A 21,531-nucleotide genomic window follows, 5' to 3' on the forward strand; every position below is an offset into this window, starting at 1 on the left:
GATTAAAGTTATTTATGGCTTTTATTAAAAGAAGTCTAGTAGTGTAAGTGTTTAAGAAAAAAACTTTTTTAAGTATCGATTTTGTGATTAATTCATAGAAAAAAGAATGAGGCTAAAAACCTCATTCTTATTGATCAAACTAACTAATTAACTAACTAAACTATTTTTAAGGTTTTTTTAATATCGAAAGATTATAAGCCTTATTTTTTTTTGAATGAATCTGAATGTATAGAAGGATGCTCTTATACAAATTTTATAGATTTATTTTTTGATTATGTTTTTTAAAGATATAGATTTCTTCCTTTGTTTTAAATAGAAGAGCAATTAACGTCTATTGAAGTTGTATGAGTTACATTAGAATTGGTATAAATATTGAACTCTTTTTTAGAAATTGATGGGTTGAAACTGTATGCTGTTTTTATAAAAAGTATGATAATAGCAATAGAGAAAAAAATCTTTTTTTGAGTGTTCATAATGTTGGGGGTTACAATGATTTTATAAATTTATAATAAAAATGTCGAAAACCCAAGTGTTTTTAGGTTTTTAGCATTTTTTTAATACTTGAGCAATAAAATTATTAAACAAAAAGAGACTTTTATTGATTTAAGCTTCGGCTTTTTTTAATTTAAAGATCGATAAAGCTATAAAAGTAATAAGACCATTTAAAATTAATAACGCAAAACCAAAATCGAAATTTAAATAGTGTAAACATAAGTAACTTACTAAATATGTTAAAAAAGGAGATGTTATACAGATAAAAGGTACAGCTTTGTCTTTAATTTTCAATTTTGTAAATAAACCAAAAGCATACAGCCCTAATAAGGGGCCGTAGGTGTAATTTGCAAATGTGAATATTTTGGCAATAACGCTTGCATCAGCAATAAAGTATTTGAAAATTAAAATGGTGCCTATTAATATAAATGAAAATAATATGTGAATTTTCTTTCTAATTTTTTCTTGATCTGCTTCTTTTTTCTTTTTGTCAATTTCTAAAATATCAATGCTAAAAGAAGTTGTTAAAGCAGTTAAAGCAGAATCTGCACTTGAATATGCAGCAGCAATTAAACCTAATAAAAAGAAAATAGCGGTTGCTAAACCTAGTGTTCCTTTGGTTGCAATAATAGGAAAAAGCTCGTCTTTATGAGCGTCAATTCCGTTTTTTTGAGCGTAATCTGTTAAAAGAATTCCTAGAGCTAAAAAGAAAAAATTAACAATTACGAGCACAATTGTAAACCAAAACATGTTTTTTTGCGCATCTTTTAAGTTTCTACAAGTAAGGTTTTTTTGCATCATATCTTGGTCTAAACCTGTCATTACAATTGATATAAATGCACCTGCTAAAAATTGTTTCCAAAAATAATTTCCTGCATTTACATCATCAAAAAAGAAAGTTTTAGAAAGTTTATTATCTGCAACATAAGAGAAAATATTAGAGATATGTAATTCATTAGAAATTGTATAAATACAAACGCCAACTGCAATTAGCATAAAGAGTGTTTGCAAAGTGTCTGTCCAAACAATGGTTTTAATTCCGCCTTTAAAAGTGTACAGCCAAATTAATAAAATAGTAATTGTAACTGTAGCCCAAAAAGGAATTCCATATTCATCAAACAATAACAATTGTAATACATTTGCTACTAAAAAAAGCCTAAAAGCAGAGCCAATTACTCTAGAAAGTAAAAAGAAACTTGCGCCAGTTTTATAAGAATAGTTTCCAAATCTATCTTGTAAATAGCTGTAAATTGATGTTAAATTCAATCGATAATAGAGTGGAAGTAATACTAAACCAATAACGGCGTAACCCACAACATACCCCAAAACCATTTGCATATAACTCATGCTTTGCGCTTCTACCCAACCAGGAACGGAAATAAAAGTTACGCCAGAAAGCGATGCGCCAATCATACCAAAAGCTACTAAATACCAAGGAGAAGAATTGTTTGCTTTAAAAAAAGTTTTGTTGTTTGCTGATTTTCCTGTGATAAAAGAAATTAAAATTAATACAGAAAAATAAGCTACAATTAAGAGGATTATATGAATTGGTTGCATAGTTAAATATGAGTGTTCAATTAAGAAATACGAATATAGAATTTTTTAGAGTTCATAGAATGGAAATTATTAAAAGAAAATTTAGGAAGAATTAAAAAGTAGAATTTAGGTTTATTTTTATTAGTTATAATTTATGATTCATAATTGATAATTTGTAATTTTGCACGCTATGGATTTTTCATCAAAAATATTAGAAAATGCAGTAAATGAGGTTTCGCGTTTACCAGGAATAGGAAAACGTACAGCTTTGCGTTTGGTTTTGCATTTATTAAAACAGCCAAAAGAAAATACTAAATATTTATCTGAAGCTCTTTTGCATTTAAGAAATGATGTAAAAAATTGCGAAAAATGTTTTAATATTTCTGATACTGTTTTGTGTGATATTTGTAGTAGCCCAAAAAGAAACCCAGAAATTGTTTGTGTTGTTGAAGATATTAGAGATGTAATGGCTATAGAAAGCACATCGCAATTTAATGGATTGTATCATGTTTTAGGTGGTAAAATTTCGCCAATTGAAGGCATTGGCCCTCAAAATTTAGAGATAGATTCTTTAATTGAAAAAGTTTCTTCTGGTGAAATTAAAGAACTTATTTTTGCTTTAAGTTCTACAATGGAAGGTGATACAACCAATTTTTATATTTATAAACAAATAGAAAAATTCGAAATTACTACAAGTACAATTGCACGTGGAATTGCTGTTGGTGACGAATTAGAATTCGCAGATGAAGTTACTTTAGGGAGATCTATTATAAATAGAATTCCTTTTGAACAAAGTATAAGGAGCTAGCTTTTAGTCTTCGGTCTTTAGTTTATAGTTTTCTGAATACTGCAATTGAATACTGCTACTGTAAACTGAAAAATTATTCACGATCTAAAACCTCTTTCTCTGCTTTTTCCCAAGAATTTTTTTCTCTAATTTTTTTGTAGAGTTTAATTCCTAGCATTAGTAAAACTCCAAAAAGTATAATTCCTACAACTCCCCAAATCCAGTTAATGGCACTTTTTAGTGTTACTAAAAAAACAACTGCAAAAAGAATTATTGTTGCAACTTCGTTCCAGATTCTTAGTTTAAATGCAGAATATTTAATGATGTTGTTTTGTAGTTGGCTGTAAATTCGATGACAAGAATAATGATAAAAATATAAGGCTAAAATGAACGTTAATTTTACATGCATCCAAGGCATTTCTAAATAATAAGGATTTTTAACTAGCATCCAAATGCCAAAAATACTAGCTAAGATTGCAGAAGGCCAAGTAATAATATACCACAACCTTTTGCTCATTAATTTATACTGAGTTTGTAAAATTTCTTTTGCGGGTTCAGGTTTTTTCTCAGCTTCTATATGATAAATAAACAATCGAATTATATAGAACAAACCTGCAAACCAAGTTACTACAAAAATTATGTGTAATGCTTTTATGTATAAAAAATCCATAAGTTTTAAATTGAGTTTTAGCGTTTGTAATTCGTTTATAAATAAGCTTAGCCCTGATTGAAATGGCATCCTTTTTATGCTGAACTGGTTTTAATATCTGTTACAAATAATAAATTACTTTTAAATTTAGTAAGATGCTGAAATATATTTAGCATAAAAAGATACAATGAAAAGCAGGAAATAGCTTCTTATAATTTTACTTGTTTTTCCAATCATTAATCCATTTAACTACAACATCTACCCAATCGTCATTGTCATTCATACAAGGAATATGTTTGTAATCTGTACCTCCAAATTTTAAAAATTCATCTTTTCCTTCCATGGCAATTTCCTCTAAAGTTTCTAGACAATCTGCCACAAAAGCGGGGGTAATAACGGCTAATTTTTTCTTGCCTTCGGATGGGAATTTCTCCAATTCGAAATCAGTATAAGGTTTTAGCCAAGGATCTTTTAATAAACGAGATTGAAACGAATTGCTATACGTGCCTTTTTTTAATTGTAAGGTTTTTGCGATTTCTTTGGTGGTTTCAAAACATTGATGTCTGTAGCAAGTGTGATGTGCAACAGAGTTTCTCTCACAACAAGAACCATCAATTTTACAATGACTTTTTGTAACATCAGATTTTAAAATATGACGCTCTGGAATTCCGTGATAAGAAAACAAAATATGATCGTAATCAAAGCCTTTTAAATGATTAGCAATATTGTTGCTCATTGCTTTTATATAATCTGGTTCATTATAAAAAGGAGGTAATGTGTCTAATTTTATATTCGGATATTTTTCTGCAATAATCTCTTCTGCTTTTGTAACAACAGTTTCGTAAGAAGACATTGCATAATGCGGATACATTGGTGCTAAAAAGATTTCTGTTACTCCTTTATCTGCTAATTCTTTAATTCCGTTTTCCATGGTCATAGAACCATAACGCATTGCTAAAGCTACAGGAATATCAACTTTTTTAATTAATTTTTTTGTAAATCTTTCTGATATTACAACCAAAGGAGAACCTTCTTTCCACCATATTTTTTTATAAGCAGCGCCAGATTTTTTAGGACGCGTTTTTAAAATAATTCCGTTTATTAGTAACCAACGTTTCCAATAAGGAATATCAATTACGCGTTCGTCCATTAAAAATTCGCCTAGATATTTTTTAACATCTTTTGTTTCTGTAGAATCTGGTGATCCTAAATTGTTTAGTAATATTCCTTTCATTTACTTAAGGTTTCAAAGTTTCAAAGTTTTTTAAAGTTGAAAACAATGAGTTTTTATTTTTAATTTATTTTTTAGTTTTGCTAACTGCTAACTGCTAACTGCTAACTGCTAACTGCTAACTGCTAACTGATTCGTAACTTCATACAGAGTAATTGCCAAACTATGAATTACGTTCATGCTAGAATTTCTGCCAAACATTGGTATTGAAATTGTGTAATCTACCAAGTTGATATTTTCAATTCCGTTTCTTTCGCTGCCCAAAAGTAAAACGATTTTTTCATGATTTTTAAAATTAAAATCTTGAATATTGATACTTTTATCAGTAATTTCTATGCCAATAATTGTGTTTCCTTCTGCTTTTAATTTGTTAATAACAGTTGTAAAATCAGTATAATAATCATGTTCAATTTGATTGATTGTATTTCTAGCTGTATTAATAACTTTTCTGTTTTCTAAGGAAGGAGAGCTCTCATGGAAATATATTTTTTGGATTCCAAAATTTTCCGAAATTCTAAAACACATTCCAATGTTTTCTGGAGTTCTAATAGCATCACAAACAATTGTTATAGGGAATTGTTGCTGCTTATTTTCTATGTCGTTATGTGTTAATTGTATCACTTTATTTTATTTTCAAAGTTTGTCAGTTCGAGTGAGTTTTTTTAAGAATTTTGTGTCGAGAACTTTTACTGTAAATTATTTTTTATTTTTGTTAATTGCTTATTGATTCAAACCCATTACATATTTTTTGGGCGTTGTTCCAAATTTCTTCTTAAATGCTGCAATAAAATGACTTGCAGTACTATAGCCAATTTGTGTGCCAACTTCATTTACATTAAATTGATTACTTTCTAGCAATCTTCTTGCATGTTCCATTTTATAATCTAACAAAAAACTAAATACAGTGTCGCCATAAATTTGTTTAAAACCTTCTTTTAATTTTTTGATATTTAAACCAATTTCATTTGCTAATTCTTGTAAACTTGGCGGTTCTGCCATTCTAGAAATAATTATTTCTTTTGCTCTTCTAATTTTTAAAACATTTTCTTCATCTACTAAAAACGGGCAATACTCTCCATCTGCAGTTTCATCTTTTTGAAAATGTAAACTCAGTAATTCGTATACTTTTCCTTTTACATATAATTCTCGAATAGAACTATTAATGTTAGAGTTGATGATTTGTTGTAAAACAATAGATTCTGTTGTTTTTATTTCTTTATCATCGTAATATTTTTTGTTACTATTTTCACTACTTAAAAATGGAATATATCCAGATTCTTTAGAGAATAATGCATGGAATTTTTCAATAGAAATTAATAATGAAATTAAGGTTGTTTTTGGTTGAATCTCTAAATTAATAGGTAAAATTCTCTGCGGATTATATAAAAGTATAGATCTGTTGTCTAAAACATCAAAAGAATATGCGCCATTATTAAAAAGAAATTTAGAATTACCACGCAAACAAAAGTGAATTTGTATAAAGGTGCTATTTATTTCTCTTTCAAAACATTGAATTTCGTTGCTTTCGTTCTGAAAATGAAGTATATAAAAACCTTTTTCTAAATTAATTTCTTCAAAAGAACTTTCGCCGACATTTTCAATCATATTTTTAGTTTTAGAGCTATTTAGAATCATTCTATATAAAATTGAATTATAGCCTTAATTCCCTTGCAAAAGTAGCGGTTTCTTTAATTTTAATGTGTTAAAATATCATAAAAATCTGTTATCGTTATAAAAAGTACTTTTAGCGACATTTTTTTATTAATGAAGTTTCTACTTTTGCGTAACTTTTACAAATTTATGTTAGAAGATAGGCAAGAGCACTTTTACAATATTGGGGTTAGTTATAAAAAAGCAGACGCTAAAACGCGTGGTAAATTTTCTTTATCAAAAGAGAATCAAATTGCTTTGTTAGAACTTTCTAAAGAAAAAGGATACACAGGTGTATTTATTTTATCTACATGCAACAGAACAGAAATATCTGGTTTTGCAGAGCGTCCTTGTCAATTAATTGAACTTTTATGTGAGTTTTCAGAAGGTACAATTCAAGAATTTTCGCAAGTATCAAATGTTTATAAAGACAATGATGCTATTAAACACTTATTTAGAATTGGTACTGGTTTAGAAAGTCAAATTTTAGGTGATTATGAAATTGTTGGTCAATTAAAGCAATCTTTAAAATTGGCAAAATCTGTAAAAACTACAAATGCATATTTAGAAAGGTTAATAAATAGTGTTTTACAAGCGAGTAAACGCATAAAAAATGAAACCAAATTAAGTTCAGGAACTACTTCTGTTTCTTATGCTGCCGTGCAATATATTATCAAAAACTTGCCAGATTATAACTCTAAAAACATTTTGGTTTTTGGGCTTGGTAAAATGGGTAAACATACTTGTAAAAACTTGGCAGAATATACCCAAAATAAATCGGTTTGTTTAATAAATAGAACAGAAGAAAAGGCCGCAGAGTTTGTAAAAGAACATGCTTCTATTAGAAAATCTACGATAGGTAATTTATCAGAAGAAATAAAAAAAGCAGATGTTTTAATTGTTTCTACTGGTTCTGATAAACCTACAATTACAAAAAAACACATATCAGAAAATAAAGAATTACTAATTTTAGATTTATCTATGCCAGAAAATGTTTCTAAAGAAGTTGCTGATTTTAAAGGTGTTTCTTTAGTAAATGTTGATGAGCTTTCTAAAATTACTGATGAAACTTTGACTATTCGTTTGCAAGAAGTTCCGTTAGCAGAAAGTATTATAGTATCGCATAAAAAAGAATTTAAAAGATGGTTAAATCATAGAAGTTTTACACCTACAATTGCCGCTTTAAAGGTTTCTTTAGAGAATATTAAAAATGATGAAATAAATTTTCAGAAAAAGAAAATAGATAATTTTGATGAAAATCAAGCAGAAATATTAACTTCACGCATCATTCAAAAAATTACAACTCAGTTTGTGAAACATTTAAAAGATGATGAAACTTCTGTATCAGAAAGTATTCAAATCATCAATAAAGTGTTTCATCACAAATAAAAAACACATGCAAAAAATTATAAGAATTGGTACGCGAGATAGTAAATTAGCTCTTTGGCAAGCAAATAAAGTACGTAAAGAGTTAGAGGCTTTAGGTTATCAATCGGTAATTGTTCCTATTAAATCTACAGGAGATCTTATTCAAGATAAACCTTTGTACGAATTAGGAATTACAGGTGTCTTTACTAAAAATTTAGATATTGCTATGCTAAATGGCGAGATTGATGTTGCTGTACATTCGTTAAAAGATGTACCTACAGTTTTGCCAGAAGGGATAATTCAAATTGCTGTTTTAAAACGTGCAAATTATACAGATTTATTGGTTTTAAAAGATACTGAAGAGTTTTTTGGACAACCAAACGGTGTTATTGCAACAGGAAGTTTGCGAAGAAAAGCACAGTGGTTAAACCGATATCCAACCCATAAAGTAGAAGATTTAAGAGGAAATGTAATTACACGTTTAGATAAGTTACATAATAGTGAAACTTGGAATGGTGCAGTTTTTGCGGCAGCAGGATTAGAAAGATTAGGTATTAGAGATAAAGGCGCAATACCTTTAACTTGGATGATTCCAGCTCCTGCACAAGGAACAATTATGGTTGCTTGTTTAGAAAATGATGATTATGTAAAAGACGCCTGCGAACAAATAAATCATTATGAAACCAAAGTTTGTGTTGGTATAGAACGCGAGTTTTTAAGACTTTTAGAAGGTGGTTGTACTGCGCCAATTGGTGCTTTAGCTTATATTGATGAAAAAACGCAAGAAGTTAATTTTAAAGGAATCTTACTTAAAAAAGATGGTTCTAGAAAAATTACTGTAAATCAAAATGTAAAATTGGGAAGCCATAAGTTTTTGGCGAAAGATTGTGCAGATTACGTAATTAATAGAGGTGGTAAAGAGTTAATGTTAGAGGATAATGAAGTTTCTAAAAAACTACAACATATATATTCTACCAAAAAATTATCTAAAGCTCAGAAAGAAATATTATCTCCAGAAATAGGTGTTCAAGATAGTGATTTTATTAAAATTCGTTTTAATAGAATTCCTCCCAAAGTGATGAAATCAGAAATTGAAAATGTAGTTATTACAAGTCAAAATGGTGTAGAAGCAATATTGAATTCTTTTACAAAGGATGAAATAAAATTTAAGAGTATTTATTGTGTTGGTAGAAGAACAAAAAAACTGATTGAAAACAGAATTGGTAAAGTTGCTCATGTAACAAAAAATGCGAAAAAATTAGGAGAATATCTGTCAAAAGAATTGATAAACAAAGAAGTAACTTATTTTTGTAGTAACTTAAGGTTAGATATTTTACCAGCATATTTACAGCTTCATAATATCGTAGTTAACGAAGTTGAGGCTTATAAAACGATGTTAAGCCCAGTAGAGATTGATAAAGAAGTTCCTGGAGTACTATTTTATAGCCCTTCTGGAATAGAAAGTTATTTAGAAAAAAATAGCACAGATAAAGTAGCTTTTTGTATTGGAGAAACCACTGCAAAAGAAGCAAGAAAACATTTTGAAAAAGTAGAAGTTGCTCATTTACCAAGTGTAGAAAGTGCTCTAGAGTTGGTGAATTCGTATTTTACAAAATAATACAGTACATATCCTCGAGCGCAGTCGAGAGGTTTTATAAATTAGGTTTTAACTGCGCTCGACCTGACATAAACTAGAATTTATGTTTCGTACAAGAAGACTTAGAAAATCAGAAGGAATAAGAAGATTAGTAAGAGAAACTAAACTTTCTGTTGATGATTTTATATACCCACTTTTTATAGAAGAAGGAGAAAATATTGAAACTGAAATTGTTTCCATGCCAGGAATTAAACGTTTTTCTTTGGATAGAATTTCTAAAGAATTAGATGAGGTAGTTTCTTTAAATATTCCCGCAGTTTTATTATTCGGAATTCCATCAAATAAAGATGATGAAGGAACAGAAACTTGGAATGATAACGGAATAATGCAACAAGCAATTCGTTTTATCAAGAAAAACTACCCAAGTTTATATGTAATTACTGATGTATGTTTTTGCGAATATACTTCTCACGGACATTGTGGAATTATACACGATAATGATGTTGATAATGATGCAACTTTAGTAAATATTGCCAAACAAACGATTTCTCATGCAAAAGCAGGTGTAGATATGGTTGCACCTTCAGGAATGATGGATGGAACGATTGATATGATGCGTCAAGCATTAGATAATTCAGGTTTTGTGAACTTGCCAATTATGGGGTATTCAGTAAAATATTCATCTGCATTTTATGGTCCTTTTAGAGATGCAGCAGATTCTGCACCAACTTTTGGAGACAGAAGAACTTATCAAATGGATCCTGCAAACAGAGATGAAGGAATGCGTGAAGCCACTTTTGATGATCAAGAAGGAGCAGATATTTTAATGGTAAAACCAGCGTTATCTTATTTGGATATTATTAGAGATTTAAAAAATAATTTTGATAGACCAATTGCTTGTTATAATGTAAGTGGAGAATATGCAATGGTAAAAGCAGCTGCAGAAAAAGGTTGGATCGACGGAGAAAAAGTAATGATGGAAAGTTTACTATCAATGAAAAGAGCAGGAGCAGATATTATTATTACGTATTTTGCAAAGGAAGCGGCAAAAGTTTTGTTGAAAAAATAAAGTCATTACGAGGAAGTATGACGAAGTAATCTCTTAATTAACAGATTGCTTCATCATATTTGCAATGACAGAAAAGCTAAAAAAATGAAATTCAAAAAATCAGAAAAATTATATAAAAAAGGATTAAAAAACCTTGTAGGAGCAGTAAATTCTCCAGTAAGAGCATTTTCTTCAGTTGGTGGAAATCCGTTGTTTATCAAAAAAGCAAAAGGAACTAAAATTACAGATGTTGATGGAAACAAGTATATAGATTTAGTACTTTCTTACGGACCAATGATTTTAGGTCACAGACATAAAAAAGTGCAAAAAGCTGTTGAAAAAGCGTTGAAAAATGGTTATTCTTTTGGAGCATCAACAGAAAACGAAATAAAGTTAGCAAAAATAGTTTGTGATGCTTTTCCTGGAATGGATAAAGTTAGGTTTGTAAATTCTGGAACAGAAGCTGTTTTAAGTGGTATTCGTTTAGCAAGAGCTTTTACAGGTAAAGACAAAATTATAAAATTTGCTGGTTGTTATCATGGGCATCAAGATGCATTATTGGTTGCAGCAGGTTCTGGTTTAGCAACTTTAAGTTTGCCTGGTTCTAAGGGTGTACCTGAAGGAGCGGTAAAAAATACTTTAATTGCTAATTATAATGATTTAGAGAGTGTAAAAAAGCACTTTAAAGAGTATAAAGATATTGCAGCAGTTATTATTGAACCAATAGCAGGAAATATGGGAGTTGTACTACCGGAAGATAATTTCTTAGTTGAATTAAAAAAATATTTAGAATCTAAAGGAGCTTTGTTAATTGCAGATGAAGTAATGACGGGTTTCCGTTCTAAATTTGGAGGAGCTCAAGAATTATTAGGTGTTCAAGCAGATATTACTTGTTTAGGAAAAGTAATTGGTGGTGGATTTCCTGTTGGAGCTTACGGGGCAAGAAACGAAATAATGGAAATGGTTGCACCTTTAGGTGGTATGTATCAAGCAGGAACTTTATCTGGTAACCCTATTGCAATGGCAGCAGGAATTGCGACGCTAACGGAGTTAAAAAAACAGAATCCTTATGAACATTTTGAAGAAATTGCAAGTATTTTAGAAGTATTGTTATTAGAATCGGCTAAAAAACATAAAATTGGTTTGGTTGTAAATAGATTTGGTTCTATGATAAATCCATTCTTTTTAAAAGGAGAAGTAACTAATTTTGTAGAAGCTCAATTATCTGATACTAAAAAGTTTGCAGTTTTCTTTTGGGAAATGATTAATAACGGAGTTTTCTTACCTCCAAGTCAGTTTGAAGCTTGGTTTTTATCATCAGCATTAACTGATAAGGATATTAAAAAAATAGCTACCGCAATTGATAAAGCAATGTTGGCTGTTTCTAAAATGTAAATAATAAACCGTCATTACGAGGAAGAATGACGAAGTAATTTGTTAATTGATAAGCAGATTGCTTCATTACATTCGCAATGACGTAAAAGAATATAATGATAAAAAACGATTTATTTTTAAGAGCATTAAAAGGAGAAACTGTAGATAGGCCGCCAGTTTGGATGATGCGTCAAGCAGGAAGATATTTGCCAGAATTTCAAGAAATCAAAAAGAAATACGATTTTTTTACACGTTGTCAAACTCCAGAATTAGCATCAGAAATTACTGTACAACCTATCAGAAGATACGGAATGGATGCTGCAATTTTGTTTTCAGATATTTTGGTAATTCCACAAGCGATGAATATTGAAGTGGAAATGAAACCAAATTTTGGACCTTATTTACCAAATCCTATTCGTACTCAAAAAGATTTAGATCGTGTAATTGTTCCTGATGTTCATGAAACTTTAGGCTATGTAATGGAAGCGATAAAAGCAACCAAAGAAAAGCTAAATGATGAGGTTCCATTAATAGGTTTTGCAGGTTCACCTTGGACAATTTTGTGCTATTGTGTACAAGGGCAAGGCTCTAAAAACTTTGATAAAGCAAAAGAATTATGTTTTACAAATCCTGTTGTGGCTCACTCTTTATTGCAAAAAATTACAGACACCACAATAGCCTATTTAAAAGCAAAAGTTGAAGCTGGTGTAGATGCAGTTCAGGTTTTTGATTCTTGGGGAGGTATGTTATCGCCAGTAGATTATCAAGAATTTTCTTGGCAATATATTCAGCAAATTATTGATGCTTTAAAAGATGAAACACCAGTAATTGCATTCGGAAAAGGATGTTGGTTTGCTTTAGATAAAATGGCGAAATCTGGCGCTTCTGCGTTGGGTGTAGATTGGACGTGTTCTCCAAGAAATGCTCGTTATTTATCAGGAGGACAAATTACTTTGCAAGGTAATTTCGATCCAACAAGATTATTTTCTCCACCAAAAGTTATCAAAAAAATGGTGCATGAAATGATTAATGAATTTGGTAAAGACAAATTAGTTGTAAATTTAGGTCATGGTATTTTGCCAAACATTCCTTTAGAAAATGCAAAAGCATTTATAGACGCAGTAAAAGAGTATAAAAACTAAGTTTATTTTGAGTAATTTTGATATCTGAAAAGTATCTATAATTTGGGCGTTCCCTAAAAAGGTCGCGCTTTCCGTTGTATCTTTTTGCAGAAAAAGCAAAAAGGATGCCACTTCAATCGCTAACGCAAACCAACGCTAATGATTAAAAATATTATTTTAGGAATTAAAGAATACGCTGGTGCTTTATCGCTAATTTCAAAATTAAAACTTTGGAAATATTTTATAATTCCTGTTTTAATAAGTATTGTAACTGCTATTTTAATTGGTGTAGAAGCGTATGTTTTATCAGATAATATTGGTAGTTATATAGCAAAAGCGTGGGTTTGGGATTCAGGTAAAGAAACTTTTACATCAATTAGCAATTTTATTGGAGGTTTAATAGTCGTAATTATTGGTTTAATCGTTTATAAACACATAATTATGGCATTATCCGCGCCTTTTATGAGCGCAGTTTCAGAAAAAATAGAACATCATTTTTATGGAAATGTTAAACACTTACATAGAAAAACATCTTTTACAGAACAGTTAATTAGAGGAATAAGAATAAATTTAAGAAATTTATTAAAAGAGCTTTTAATTACATTTCCAATTTTACTATTAAAATTTATACCAATAATAAATATATTTTCTACTATTTTATTATTTTTAGTTCAGGCGTATTACGCAGGTTTTGGTAATATGGATTATACTTTAGAGCGTCATTTAGATTATAAAAAAAGTGTAGATTTTGTAGGTAAAAATAAAGGTTATGCAATAGGAAACGGTATTGTTTTTATGTTGTGTTTACTTATTCCAATCATCGGAATTATTATAGTTTTACCACTATCAGTAACAGCTGCGTCAACAAAAACTTTATCGTTATTACATAGCAAACATGAATAAGTTTATGAAAAATAAATTTTACAAATACATAGAAAATTTACAAAATACAATTACTTCTAAATTAGAAGAAGTAGATGGTTTAGCTAAATTTGAAGAAGATATTTGGGAAAGAAAAGAAGGTGGAGGAGGAAGAACTCGTGTTATTGAAAACGGAAATGTTTTTGAAAAAGGTGGTGTAAATATATCTGCTGTTTATGGTGATTTACCAGAAGTTTTAAGAAATCAATTTAAAGTAAAAGAAGGTAATTTTTTTGCTTGTGGATTAAGTTTAGTTTTACATCCAAAGAACCCATTTGTACCAACAGTACATGCAAATTGGCGCTATTTTGAAATGTATGATGAGGCAGGAAACATTGTTAATCAATGGTTTGGTGGAGGTCAAGATTTAACTCCGTATTATTTATTTGATGAAGATGCAACTCATTTTCATACGGTTTGTAAATCGGCTTGTGACAAACATCATCCAGCATTTTATCCGAAGTTTAAAAAAACTTGTGATGAGTATTTTTGGAATTCACATAGAAACGAAGCTCGCGGAATTGGTGGTTTATTCTTTGATTATCAAAAGAAAACTGAAGAATTTTCGATTGAAGATAGATTTAATTTTGTAACAGAAGTTGGTAATAGTTTTTTAGAAAGTTATGTGCCAATTGTAGAAAAGAGAAAAGAAATTGGATTTACAAAAGAACATAAAGATTGGCAAGAAATTAGAAGAGGTCGTTATGTAGAATTTAATTTGGTACATGATCGAGGAACTCTTTTTGGCTTAAAAACAAACGGAAGGATAGAAAGTATTTTAATGAGTTTGCCACCAATTGTGCAATGGAAATACAATCATCATCCAGAAAAAAACTCTGAAGAAGAAAGACTTACACAAATTTTAAAGAGTCCTAAAGAGTGGATTTAAGTTGCATAAAAAAGCAGGAATATAATTCCTGCTTTTTCTATTAATTAATTCAAATATTATTTTTAGTTGTTTCTCATACTCTGACTGTTTTATATTGCAAATTTACATTAGAACTGTATTTTATTATATGATAATAATCATATTGTTTTGTTAAAATATCTTAAAGTATCATCTTTTTTATGGTTGTTATTTTGTGAATATGGTAATTATTGTATTGAGGTGCTAATTTATAGTACTGTAAGTTGAAATTTTATAACTTTATAAATATTGGGTGTTTTAAATTATGCAGAATTATCAGTTACTAAAGAAGAAAAGACTTTTTATTTTTTAAACCAGAATGATTTAGTTTCTTATTAGTGTTAGTTTCTGTATTTTGTTTTATTTTTTATAAAATGATATTTAATATTTTTTAAGGACATAAATAATAACGATATAATAAATGTATTACAAATTCATATTAATCTTTTTTCTTTTTTTTGTATTAAAAGCCAACTCTCAGAACTTAGATTCTATCTTTATTTCAAAAAAAGAAATTTTAAAATCTATTAAAACAGACGATAAAAAGTTGCAGTTTTTATTTGAATGTGGGAATTATTTTTATTCTAAAAATGTTAGTAAATCTGAGTATTTTTTAAGAGAAGCTTTGCTATTATGTAAAGATAAAAATGCTATTATTGAAGGTGATGTTTTGCATAAATTAGGGTTTATAGAGAAGAATAAAGGTAATTTAAGTACCAGTCTTAGGTATTTTAATAGAGCAAAAGATATATTTGAAAAGACAAACGATACAGAACGTTATGCTTCTATTTTTTTTGATATTGGGTATTTGTATCGTTATAAAAATCAAATGAATAAAGAGTTTGAGTTTTACAAAAAAGGTTTAGAGCTTAGTGTAGGACAAGATGAGTTGATATTAGGAAAGGGCTATTTGCATTTAGGTAATTATTACACTAGACTTCAGAAATTAGATTCATCAATTTATTATTATGATAAAGCTCTTGAAGTTTTTAAAAAATTAAACAGAGACGATAGAGTTTATAATGTGTACAATAATATAGCTAATACTTATTATAAGCAAGGTGAGTATAATAAGATAATAAATATTAGAACTCTAGTTTTAAAATTTGCTAAAAAAGAAAGTAATCAACTATTAGTATCAGTTAATTATCATAACATAGCTGCTGCTTATAGTAAAATGAAAGAATATAATAAGGCTTTAAAATATCTAGATTCTGCTATAATGGTTGCTAAAAAAGAAAATTTTAAATTAAGATTATCAAAATCTTATGGTTCTATTGCTAAGATTAATTATGCTATGAAAAATTATAGGGAATCCTATATATATTATCAAAAGTATAAGATTTATTCAGATTCTATTTATGAGTCGCAATTATCTAACACAATTGTAGAAGCAGAGATAGAAAATAAGCTTAAGATAGAAAAGAAAAATTTAGAAATAATAAATCAAAAACAGGCTTTTGATAAGAAGTTGTATTTAATTATAATTATTGTATTCTTTTTATTGAGTATTCCTCTTGTTATTTTACTTTACAGAAATTCAGAAAATAAAAACAAAATAATAGAGGCGAATTTAGAAAAAGAAAAAATTAAAAAAGAAGTTTTATTACAAAAGTTTAAAAGATCTGAAATAGAAATAAAGAATTTAGTGGCAGATAACTCTATGAGATTAGAGTTTTTAAAACAACTTTTATCTCAGCTCAAAAAACAGAGAAAATCAATTAATTCAATTGACGTAAAAAATTATATTAAAGATTTATCTTTTAAAATACAGCAGCAAATAACAACAGATAGTAAATTAACTGTACTTAAGCAGAGGATAAATTCAATTAATGACGGTTTCGATAATATGTTAATTTCTCATTATAAAGATTTAACTAAAACAGAAAGAGAGGTCTGTGCTTTATTGAGATTAAATTTATCTGTTAAAGAAATTGCATCTATTAGAAACTCAAGCTCGGATGCAATAAAAGTTACACGTTATAGAATAAGAAAGAAAATGAATGTGCCAAAAAGTCAAAAGTTAGAGATTTTTATTCAAAATTTATCAGTGTAGTTAATTTTCTCAATAAATTACCGTAAGATATTTAGTAATTATAATGTAACAGTGTTTCTATTGTTAATATGTTTATTTTTAGTTTTTTATGTTTTATTTTGTTACTTATTATTACTTTTTTGTAATTTTTGTTACTTTTTGTTACCCTTTTTTTGTGGAATTAATAGCTTAAATAATTAAGTTTGAGTAAATCTTGAAAATAAAACGATTTCCCCAATCTTTATTGTTCCCCTCCCCCAATTATATATAACGAATAATAAAAGTAGCTTATTACAAGTTGCTTTTATTATTCAAACTTTTTTATAAAGTATAAAAGAAGGTATGTTTTTAATTTTAAGACTTAGTTTACTGAGTAGATTAGAAACAAAGGTTTAGATTTTAGAGGCACTTTTATAATAGTTGCAAATTGTATTGATGTTACAAAAAAATATAAAAGTTAAGTTTTCTTAAAAAGTATTTCAACTATTAAATTATCTTATTTCCAAATTACATTTTTCTTTGTGATTTTTTTATCTATATTATAAATGTAAGATAGTCGTGCTTTTAGTAATATGCGTCTTCCAATTTTATTTCTGGTGTAAATTAATTTAGATTTTCCTAAATGTTTTAACCAGTTTTCTTGAAATAACAAAGCTTCTTTTTTATTGTTCGAAAAGATTTCTGGTATCGCAAAGAAATTATAGATGTTTAATTTTTTTCTGTACCAATTGGTTTTTACTATTAAGTATTTAGAGTTTTCAATAGGTTTTAATATTTCATCTAAAGCATTTGTAAATAATTGACTTTCTAATTTGTTTGCACCTTGTATATTGCAAGAAATATTTCCGTTGCTTAATTTTTCAGTAGAAATAAGTATTTCATTTTTATCTGTAGTTATTAATTTTATAGTAATTAAAGTATCTAAAATAGTCAAAGCCATTTTGTGAATCTTCTTATAAATAAAACCATAACGAATATATAATTTTGTGATTGTAAATATTTTATATCCAAAAGCAAATGCAAAAGCACTTAGTAAAGAAAAGAAGAAAGTAACAATACCTTTATTTAAGATGATGTTTAAATTTTTAAATATAAAATTTGGTAGAAAATAAGAAATACCAATAATTACTTCTATAGATAAGTATTTAACGATATCTTGGTAAAATATTTTTGTCTTAGTGGCTGGTTTATCTTTTTCTTGATTTAATAAAAGGATTTCTTGTGTAATACTTTTACCTATAGAAACCGCTTTGTTCCAATTATTTTTTATCTGATTTCTATTTTTAGCTTTTTTAAAATTATGTTGGTTATATGTTTTAATTGTATCAGAATTTAATTTTGCAGGAATTTGTAATCGCCCAAAACCATTAGTGATAACTACTTTTTCTGAATAGGTAATTCCTAGAAAAGCAGTAAATCTCCTCGATAAAATTTCCAAGTCTTTTCCTCCACTTTTTTCAGATAAGTCTACACAGGCTAGATGCCAAATAATACCAACTTTATTAGGTTTTTTAATATGCATTCTTATTGCTCTTCCTCTCATTTGATTAGAAGTGACAAAAGAACCAACCACAGAAGCAAGAATTAAGGAATTAATAGAAGGCGCGTCCCAACCTTCACCCAATAAAGATTTTGTGCCAATTAATATTTTAATGTCTCCAGATTCAAATAGTTCTGTAATGCTATTCACAATTTGGTTTTTAGAGCTTTTAGAATTGATAATCAAAAACTCATTTTGCGAAGATAAAGGAGTACCAGAATACATGCTTAAAGGTTCTTTTTCTTGTAGTAAGTATAAAATACTTTCATGTATAATTACCAAAGAACCGGTTAAAACTCCAATAGTATTTTTATGCGGAATACATTTTCTTAATTTATGAAATATAGGAAGGATGCCTAATTTATTTATTGCATCAATTTCTGTATTACATGCATTTAAATATTCTTTTCTAATATAATCGGATAAAATTACACAGTGTAAATTAGCTTTTAAATTTATTTGTTCGTGCAGTACAATTTCACAAATACTATTTAGTTTACTTGGGCTAGAAGATAAAGATTTATAAATTGTTTTGTTACCTGTAAGATTAACTTTGTTTTGTTTGTAAGCAGAAATTTTTCTTAACTTTTTTTCTAATTCATGCAGATAACCTTCCTTATTAAAGAGGTTAATTCTATCGGTAACCAATAAGTTTTGCAATAGAATTTCTATCCAATTATTGGTTACTTTAGGAAACTCGATGGTTTCATTTTTGTTAAAACCCAAAACACTCAGTTTTTCTTGATTTATATGTTCTGAAACTTGATTTAGAAAAATTAATATTGCAGAAAAGTATTCTATATTTTGATAAATTTCATCAATGTTATTTTCTGTTTGTTGATAGAAACGATGTTGTTTTAAAAAAGTGATAAAATGTGTGTCAACTAATAATGCATCAATAAAATTAGCAATCTTAATGCGATAATTAACAATAAAATTTATTTCATAATCTAGAGGTTCTGATAAATAAACAAGGTCTTGATGAGGACAAAGATTGTTTTCCTTAATTAAATCGGGTACCATAATTTCATCATCTACTTCGCCACATAAACTAAAATATTTTTTAATTTCAGTATTTGAACTGTCGTAAGGTGGTGTTGCTGTTAAAGCTACTATGGTTTTATGATATTGCTTTTTTAGTTCGTATAAGCACGTCCACCATTCTTTTTTTAAGTGATGTGCCTCGTCTAATGCTAAAACATCTATGTTATGTTCTTCAAAAAAATTAAAATACTCATTTTTATTTTCGAAAGATTTATAAAGAGAATTTAAAGATTGGTATGTAGAAAAAGTAAGGGTTTTTGGTTTTCTTATATCAAAAGAAAAATCTGTAAAAGAATTATTATGAGTAAAAAAAGTTTGCAATCTATTTTCCCATTGATTTCTTACCGTTATAGTAGGAGTTAAAATGAGTGTTTTTTTACCAATTCTTTTTATTAACTCGAGACCTAAAATAGTTTTTCCAGAACCGGGAGGTGCAATTACATGAAAATGATTGTCTTTTATAAACTTATCAAAATTTTTTAAAACTTTTTCCTGATAAGGTCGCCAAGTGAATATGAAGTTTAAATTACTTAAGGGAGAGTTCAATTCGTTTTGTTCTAAATTCAAATATAAAATAAAATTTTAAAACGATTCTTTTTAGCAGATATTATAATATCTTTTTAAAGCGGTTATAAATTGTTTTTTTGTAAAACAAACTGCTGCGTTCATTAGTTAAATTGTATTAATTTTATTAAAATCAATTTTTTATTAAATTAAATTTATTTAGTTTCTGTTTTTGAATAGTTATATTATGAATATTGTAATTTTAAATTAATATTTAATATTTATTTAAGGTTTAAAAGTATTAAGAAATCAACGATTTTTAGTACTTTTGCATTCTGTAAAAACAGATAAAAAATGGCAAGATTTGAATTGAAATTACCTAAAATGGGCGAAAGTGTTGCAGAAGCAACAATTACTTCTTGGTTAAAAGAAGTAGGAGATACCATTGAATTAGATGAAGCAATTGTAGAAATTGCTACAGATAAGGTTGATTCTGAGGTTCCTAGTGAGGTTGAAGGGACTTTAATTGAAATTTTATACCAAAAAGATGCTATTATTTCCGTAGGTGAAACCATTGCAATTATAGAAACAGAAACTTCTGGCGAAACTCCTATAGCTACACAACCCAAAGCTGAAGTGCCTAAAGAAGTTGAAGAAATAGAAAATGCAATTGAAAAAGCTGTTAATGTTGTTTCTACACCAATAGCTAAAACTTCACATTCTGGTAAATTTTATTCTCCTTTAGTTAGAAATATAGCTCAAACAGAAGGTATTTCTATGAAAGAATTAGAAACTATTTCTGGAACAGGAAAAGATGAAAGAGTTACTAAAGAAGATATTTTATCATATATTGAAAATAAAGTAAAATCTCCACAAAACATAGTAGAGCAAGCATCAGAAATAACCAAAGTTGAAGCACCTAAACAAGTAGAAAAAGTTGTAGCTAAAGCAACTCCCGTTTCTGTTAATGGCGAAGATGAAATTATTGAAATGAGTAGAATGGGTAAACTTGTGGCAAAACACATGGTAAACTCTGTTTTAACCTCTGCTCATGTGCAATCATTTATAGAGATTGATGTAACTAATATAGTAAAATGGAGAGAAAAAGTTAAAGATGCATTCTTTAAAAGAGAAGGAGAGAAGCTTACATACACACCAATTTTAATGCAAGCTGTTGCTACTACAATTAAAAAATATCCATTAATAAATATTGCTGTTGATGGCGAAAATATCATTAAAAAGAAAAATATAAATTTAGGAATGGCAGCCGCTTTACCAGACGGAAATTTAATTGTACCTGTTATTAAAAATGCAGATCAGCTAAGTTTAGTTGGTATTACAAAAGCAATAAACGATTTAGCTGTAAGAGCTAGAAATAATGCGTTAAAACCTGATGAAATTCAAGGAGGAACTTATACCGTTACAAATGTTGGTAGTTTTGGTTCTGTTATGGGAACGCCTATTATAAATCAACCACAAGTTGCAATTTTAGCTTTAGGGGCTATTAGAAAAGTTCCTGCAGTAATTGAAACTCTAGAAGGTGATTTTATAGGAATAAGACAAAAAATGTTCGTATCTCATTCTTATGATCATAGAGTAGTAAATGGTGCTTTAGGTGGTATGTTTATTAAAACTCTTAAAGAAATTTTAGAAGCTTGGGATGTAAACCAAGATTTTTAGATTTTCTATAAATATTTTTAAAAAACGCTTGGTAACTCCAAGCGTTT

General features: G+C 28.3%; 16 protein-coding genes. 10 read left to right on the top strand and 6 right to left on the bottom strand.

Annotation, left to right across the window (positions count from 1 at the left end; all coding sequences use genetic code 11):
- Window positions 1-603 precede the first annotated feature (603 nt).
- Window positions 604-2,049, bottom strand: a complete 1,446-nt coding sequence (locus BLT70_RS04265; RefSeq protein ID WP_091892005.1) for a sodium:solute symporter — start codon at window positions 2,047-2,049, stop codon at window positions 604-606.
- Window positions 2,050-2,218: 169 nt separating this feature from the next.
- Here BLT70_RS04265 and recR point away from each other — a divergent pair, with 169 nt between their 5' ends.
- On the top strand, window positions 2,219-2,836 hold the full coding sequence (recR, locus tag BLT70_RS04270; protein ID WP_091892007.1) for a recombination mediator RecR: 618 nt from the start codon (window positions 2,219-2,221) through the stop codon (window positions 2,834-2,836).
- Between the two features lie 73 nt (window positions 2,837-2,909).
- Here recR and BLT70_RS04275 read toward each other — a convergent pair whose 3' ends face one another.
- From BLT70_RS04275 to BLT70_RS04290, 4 genes are all read right to left on the bottom strand, one after another.
- Window positions 2,910-3,485 (bottom strand): CopD family protein, encoded by a 576-nt coding sequence (locus tag BLT70_RS04275; RefSeq protein WP_091897397.1) that lies wholly within the window; start codon window positions 3,483-3,485, stop codon window positions 2,910-2,912.
- Window positions 3,486-3,681: 196 nt separating this feature from the next.
- The gene (gene hemH, locus BLT70_RS04280; protein ID WP_091892009.1) at window positions 3,682-4,698 is read right to left on the bottom strand and encodes a ferrochelatase; all 1,017 of its coding nucleotides are present in this window, start codon (window positions 4,696-4,698) and stop codon (window positions 3,682-3,684) included.
- A gap of 108 nt (window positions 4,699-4,806) precedes the next feature.
- Complete coding sequence (locus BLT70_RS04285) at window positions 4,807-5,316, bottom strand: TrmH family RNA methyltransferase (protein WP_091892011.1); 510 nt, start codon at window positions 5,314-5,316, stop codon at window positions 4,807-4,809.
- 99 nt (window positions 5,317-5,415) lie between these two features.
- Window positions 5,416-6,300, bottom strand: coding sequence for a helix-turn-helix transcriptional regulator (locus BLT70_RS04290; RefSeq protein ID WP_091897400.1), 885 nt, complete (start codon window positions 6,298-6,300; stop codon window positions 5,416-5,418).
- Window positions 6,301-6,495: 195 nt separating this feature from the next.
- On the opposite strand from BLT70_RS04290, the gene hemA reads away from it, so the two are divergent.
- From hemA to BLT70_RS04330, 8 genes are all read left to right on the top strand, one after another.
- The gene (hemA, locus tag BLT70_RS04295) at window positions 6,496-7,734 is read left to right on the top strand and encodes a glutamyl-tRNA reductase (RefSeq protein WP_091892012.1); all 1,239 of its coding nucleotides are present in this window, start codon (window positions 6,496-6,498) and stop codon (window positions 7,732-7,734) included.
- Window positions 7,735-7,741: 7 nt separating this feature from the next.
- Window positions 7,742-9,331: a hydroxymethylbilane synthase gene (hemC, locus tag BLT70_RS04300; protein ID WP_091892014.1), complete on the top strand. Its 1,590-nt coding sequence runs from the start codon at window positions 7,742-7,744 to the stop codon at window positions 9,329-9,331.
- An 82-nt stretch (window positions 9,332-9,413) separates the two neighbouring features.
- Window positions 9,414-10,379 (top strand): porphobilinogen synthase, encoded by a 966-nt coding sequence (gene hemB, locus BLT70_RS04305; RefSeq protein WP_091892016.1) that lies wholly within the window; start codon window positions 9,414-9,416, stop codon window positions 10,377-10,379.
- Between the two features lie 84 nt (window positions 10,380-10,463).
- Entirely contained in the window at window positions 10,464-11,753 is a 1,290-nt protein-coding gene (gene hemL / locus BLT70_RS04310; protein ID WP_091892018.1) for a glutamate-1-semialdehyde 2,1-aminomutase, read from the top strand.
- A gap of 95 nt (window positions 11,754-11,848) precedes the next feature.
- A complete protein-coding gene (hemE, locus tag BLT70_RS04315) occupies window positions 11,849-12,874 on the top strand; it encodes a uroporphyrinogen decarboxylase (protein ID WP_091892020.1) in 1,026 nt (341 codons plus the stop codon).
- A 138-nt stretch (window positions 12,875-13,012) separates the two neighbouring features.
- Entirely contained in the window at window positions 13,013-13,756 is a 744-nt protein-coding gene (locus tag BLT70_RS04320) for an EI24 domain-containing protein (protein ID WP_091892022.1), read from the top strand.
- Window positions 13,757-13,760: 4 nt separating this feature from the next.
- Window positions 13,761-14,663 (top strand): oxygen-dependent coproporphyrinogen oxidase, encoded by a 903-nt coding sequence (gene hemF / locus BLT70_RS04325; RefSeq protein WP_091897403.1) that lies wholly within the window; start codon window positions 13,761-13,763, stop codon window positions 14,661-14,663.
- Between the two features lie 439 nt (window positions 14,664-15,102).
- Window positions 15,103-16,737, top strand: coding sequence for a tetratricopeptide repeat protein (locus BLT70_RS04330; RefSeq protein WP_091892024.1), 1,635 nt, complete (start codon window positions 15,103-15,105; stop codon window positions 16,735-16,737).
- Between the two features lie 475 nt (window positions 16,738-17,212).
- Here the strand turns inward: BLT70_RS04330 and BLT70_RS04335 are convergent, their stop codons facing one another.
- The gene (locus tag BLT70_RS04335; RefSeq protein WP_091892026.1) at window positions 17,213-19,867 is read right to left on the bottom strand and encodes a DEAD/DEAH box helicase family protein; all 2,655 of its coding nucleotides are present in this window, start codon (window positions 19,865-19,867) and stop codon (window positions 17,213-17,215) included.
- A 291-nt stretch (window positions 19,868-20,158) separates the two neighbouring features.
- Here BLT70_RS04335 and BLT70_RS04340 point away from each other — a divergent pair, with 291 nt between their 5' ends.
- Complete coding sequence (locus tag BLT70_RS04340) at window positions 20,159-21,484, top strand: dihydrolipoamide acetyltransferase family protein (protein ID WP_091892027.1); 1,326 nt, start codon at window positions 20,159-20,161, stop codon at window positions 21,482-21,484.
- The last annotated feature ends 47 nt before the right edge of the window (window positions 21,485-21,531 follow it).

Origin of the sequence: Polaribacter sp. KT25b (assembly GCF_900105145.1) — a bacterium.
GTDB lineage: Bacteria > Bacteroidota > Bacteroidia > Flavobacteriales > Flavobacteriaceae > Polaribacter.

Excerpts from the sequence above, each read along its gene's own strand:
- BLT70_RS04265 (WP_091892005.1), bottom strand. The coding sequence starts at position 2,049 with ATGCAACCAATTCATATAATCCTCTTAATTGTAGCTTATTTTTCTGTA.
- recR (WP_091892007.1), top strand. The coding sequence starts at position 2,219 with ATGGATTTTTCATCAAAAATATTAGAAAATGCAGTAAATGAGGTTTCG.
- BLT70_RS04275 (WP_091897397.1), bottom strand. The coding sequence starts at position 3,485 with ATGGATTTTTTATACATAAAAGCATTACACATAATTTTTGTAGTAACT.
- hemH (WP_091892009.1), bottom strand. The coding sequence starts at position 4,698 with ATGAAAGGAATATTACTAAACAATTTAGGATCACCAGATTCTACAGAA.
- BLT70_RS04290 (WP_091897400.1), bottom strand. The coding sequence starts at position 6,300 with ATGATTGAAAATGTCGGCGAAAGTTCTTTTGAAGAAATTAATTTAGAA.
- hemA (WP_091892012.1), top strand. The coding sequence starts at position 6,496 with ATGTTAGAAGATAGGCAAGAGCACTTTTACAATATTGGGGTTAGTTAT.
- hemC (WP_091892014.1), top strand. The coding sequence starts at position 7,742 with ATGCAAAAAATTATAAGAATTGGTACGCGAGATAGTAAATTAGCTCTT.
- hemB (WP_091892016.1), top strand. The coding sequence starts at position 9,414 with ATGTTTCGTACAAGAAGACTTAGAAAATCAGAAGGAATAAGAAGATTA.
- hemL (WP_091892018.1), top strand. The coding sequence starts at position 10,464 with ATGAAATTCAAAAAATCAGAAAAATTATATAAAAAAGGATTAAAAAAC.
- hemE (WP_091892020.1), top strand. The coding sequence starts at position 11,849 with ATGATAAAAAACGATTTATTTTTAAGAGCATTAAAAGGAGAAACTGTA.
- BLT70_RS04320 (WP_091892022.1), top strand. The coding sequence starts at position 13,013 with ATGATTAAAAATATTATTTTAGGAATTAAAGAATACGCTGGTGCTTTA.
- hemF (WP_091897403.1), top strand. The coding sequence starts at position 13,761 with ATGAAAAATAAATTTTACAAATACATAGAAAATTTACAAAATACAATT.
- BLT70_RS04330 (WP_091892024.1), top strand. The coding sequence starts at position 15,103 with ATGTATTACAAATTCATATTAATCTTTTTTCTTTTTTTTGTATTAAAA.
- BLT70_RS04340 (WP_091892027.1), top strand. The coding sequence starts at position 20,159 with ATGGCAAGATTTGAATTGAAATTACCTAAAATGGGCGAAAGTGTTGCA.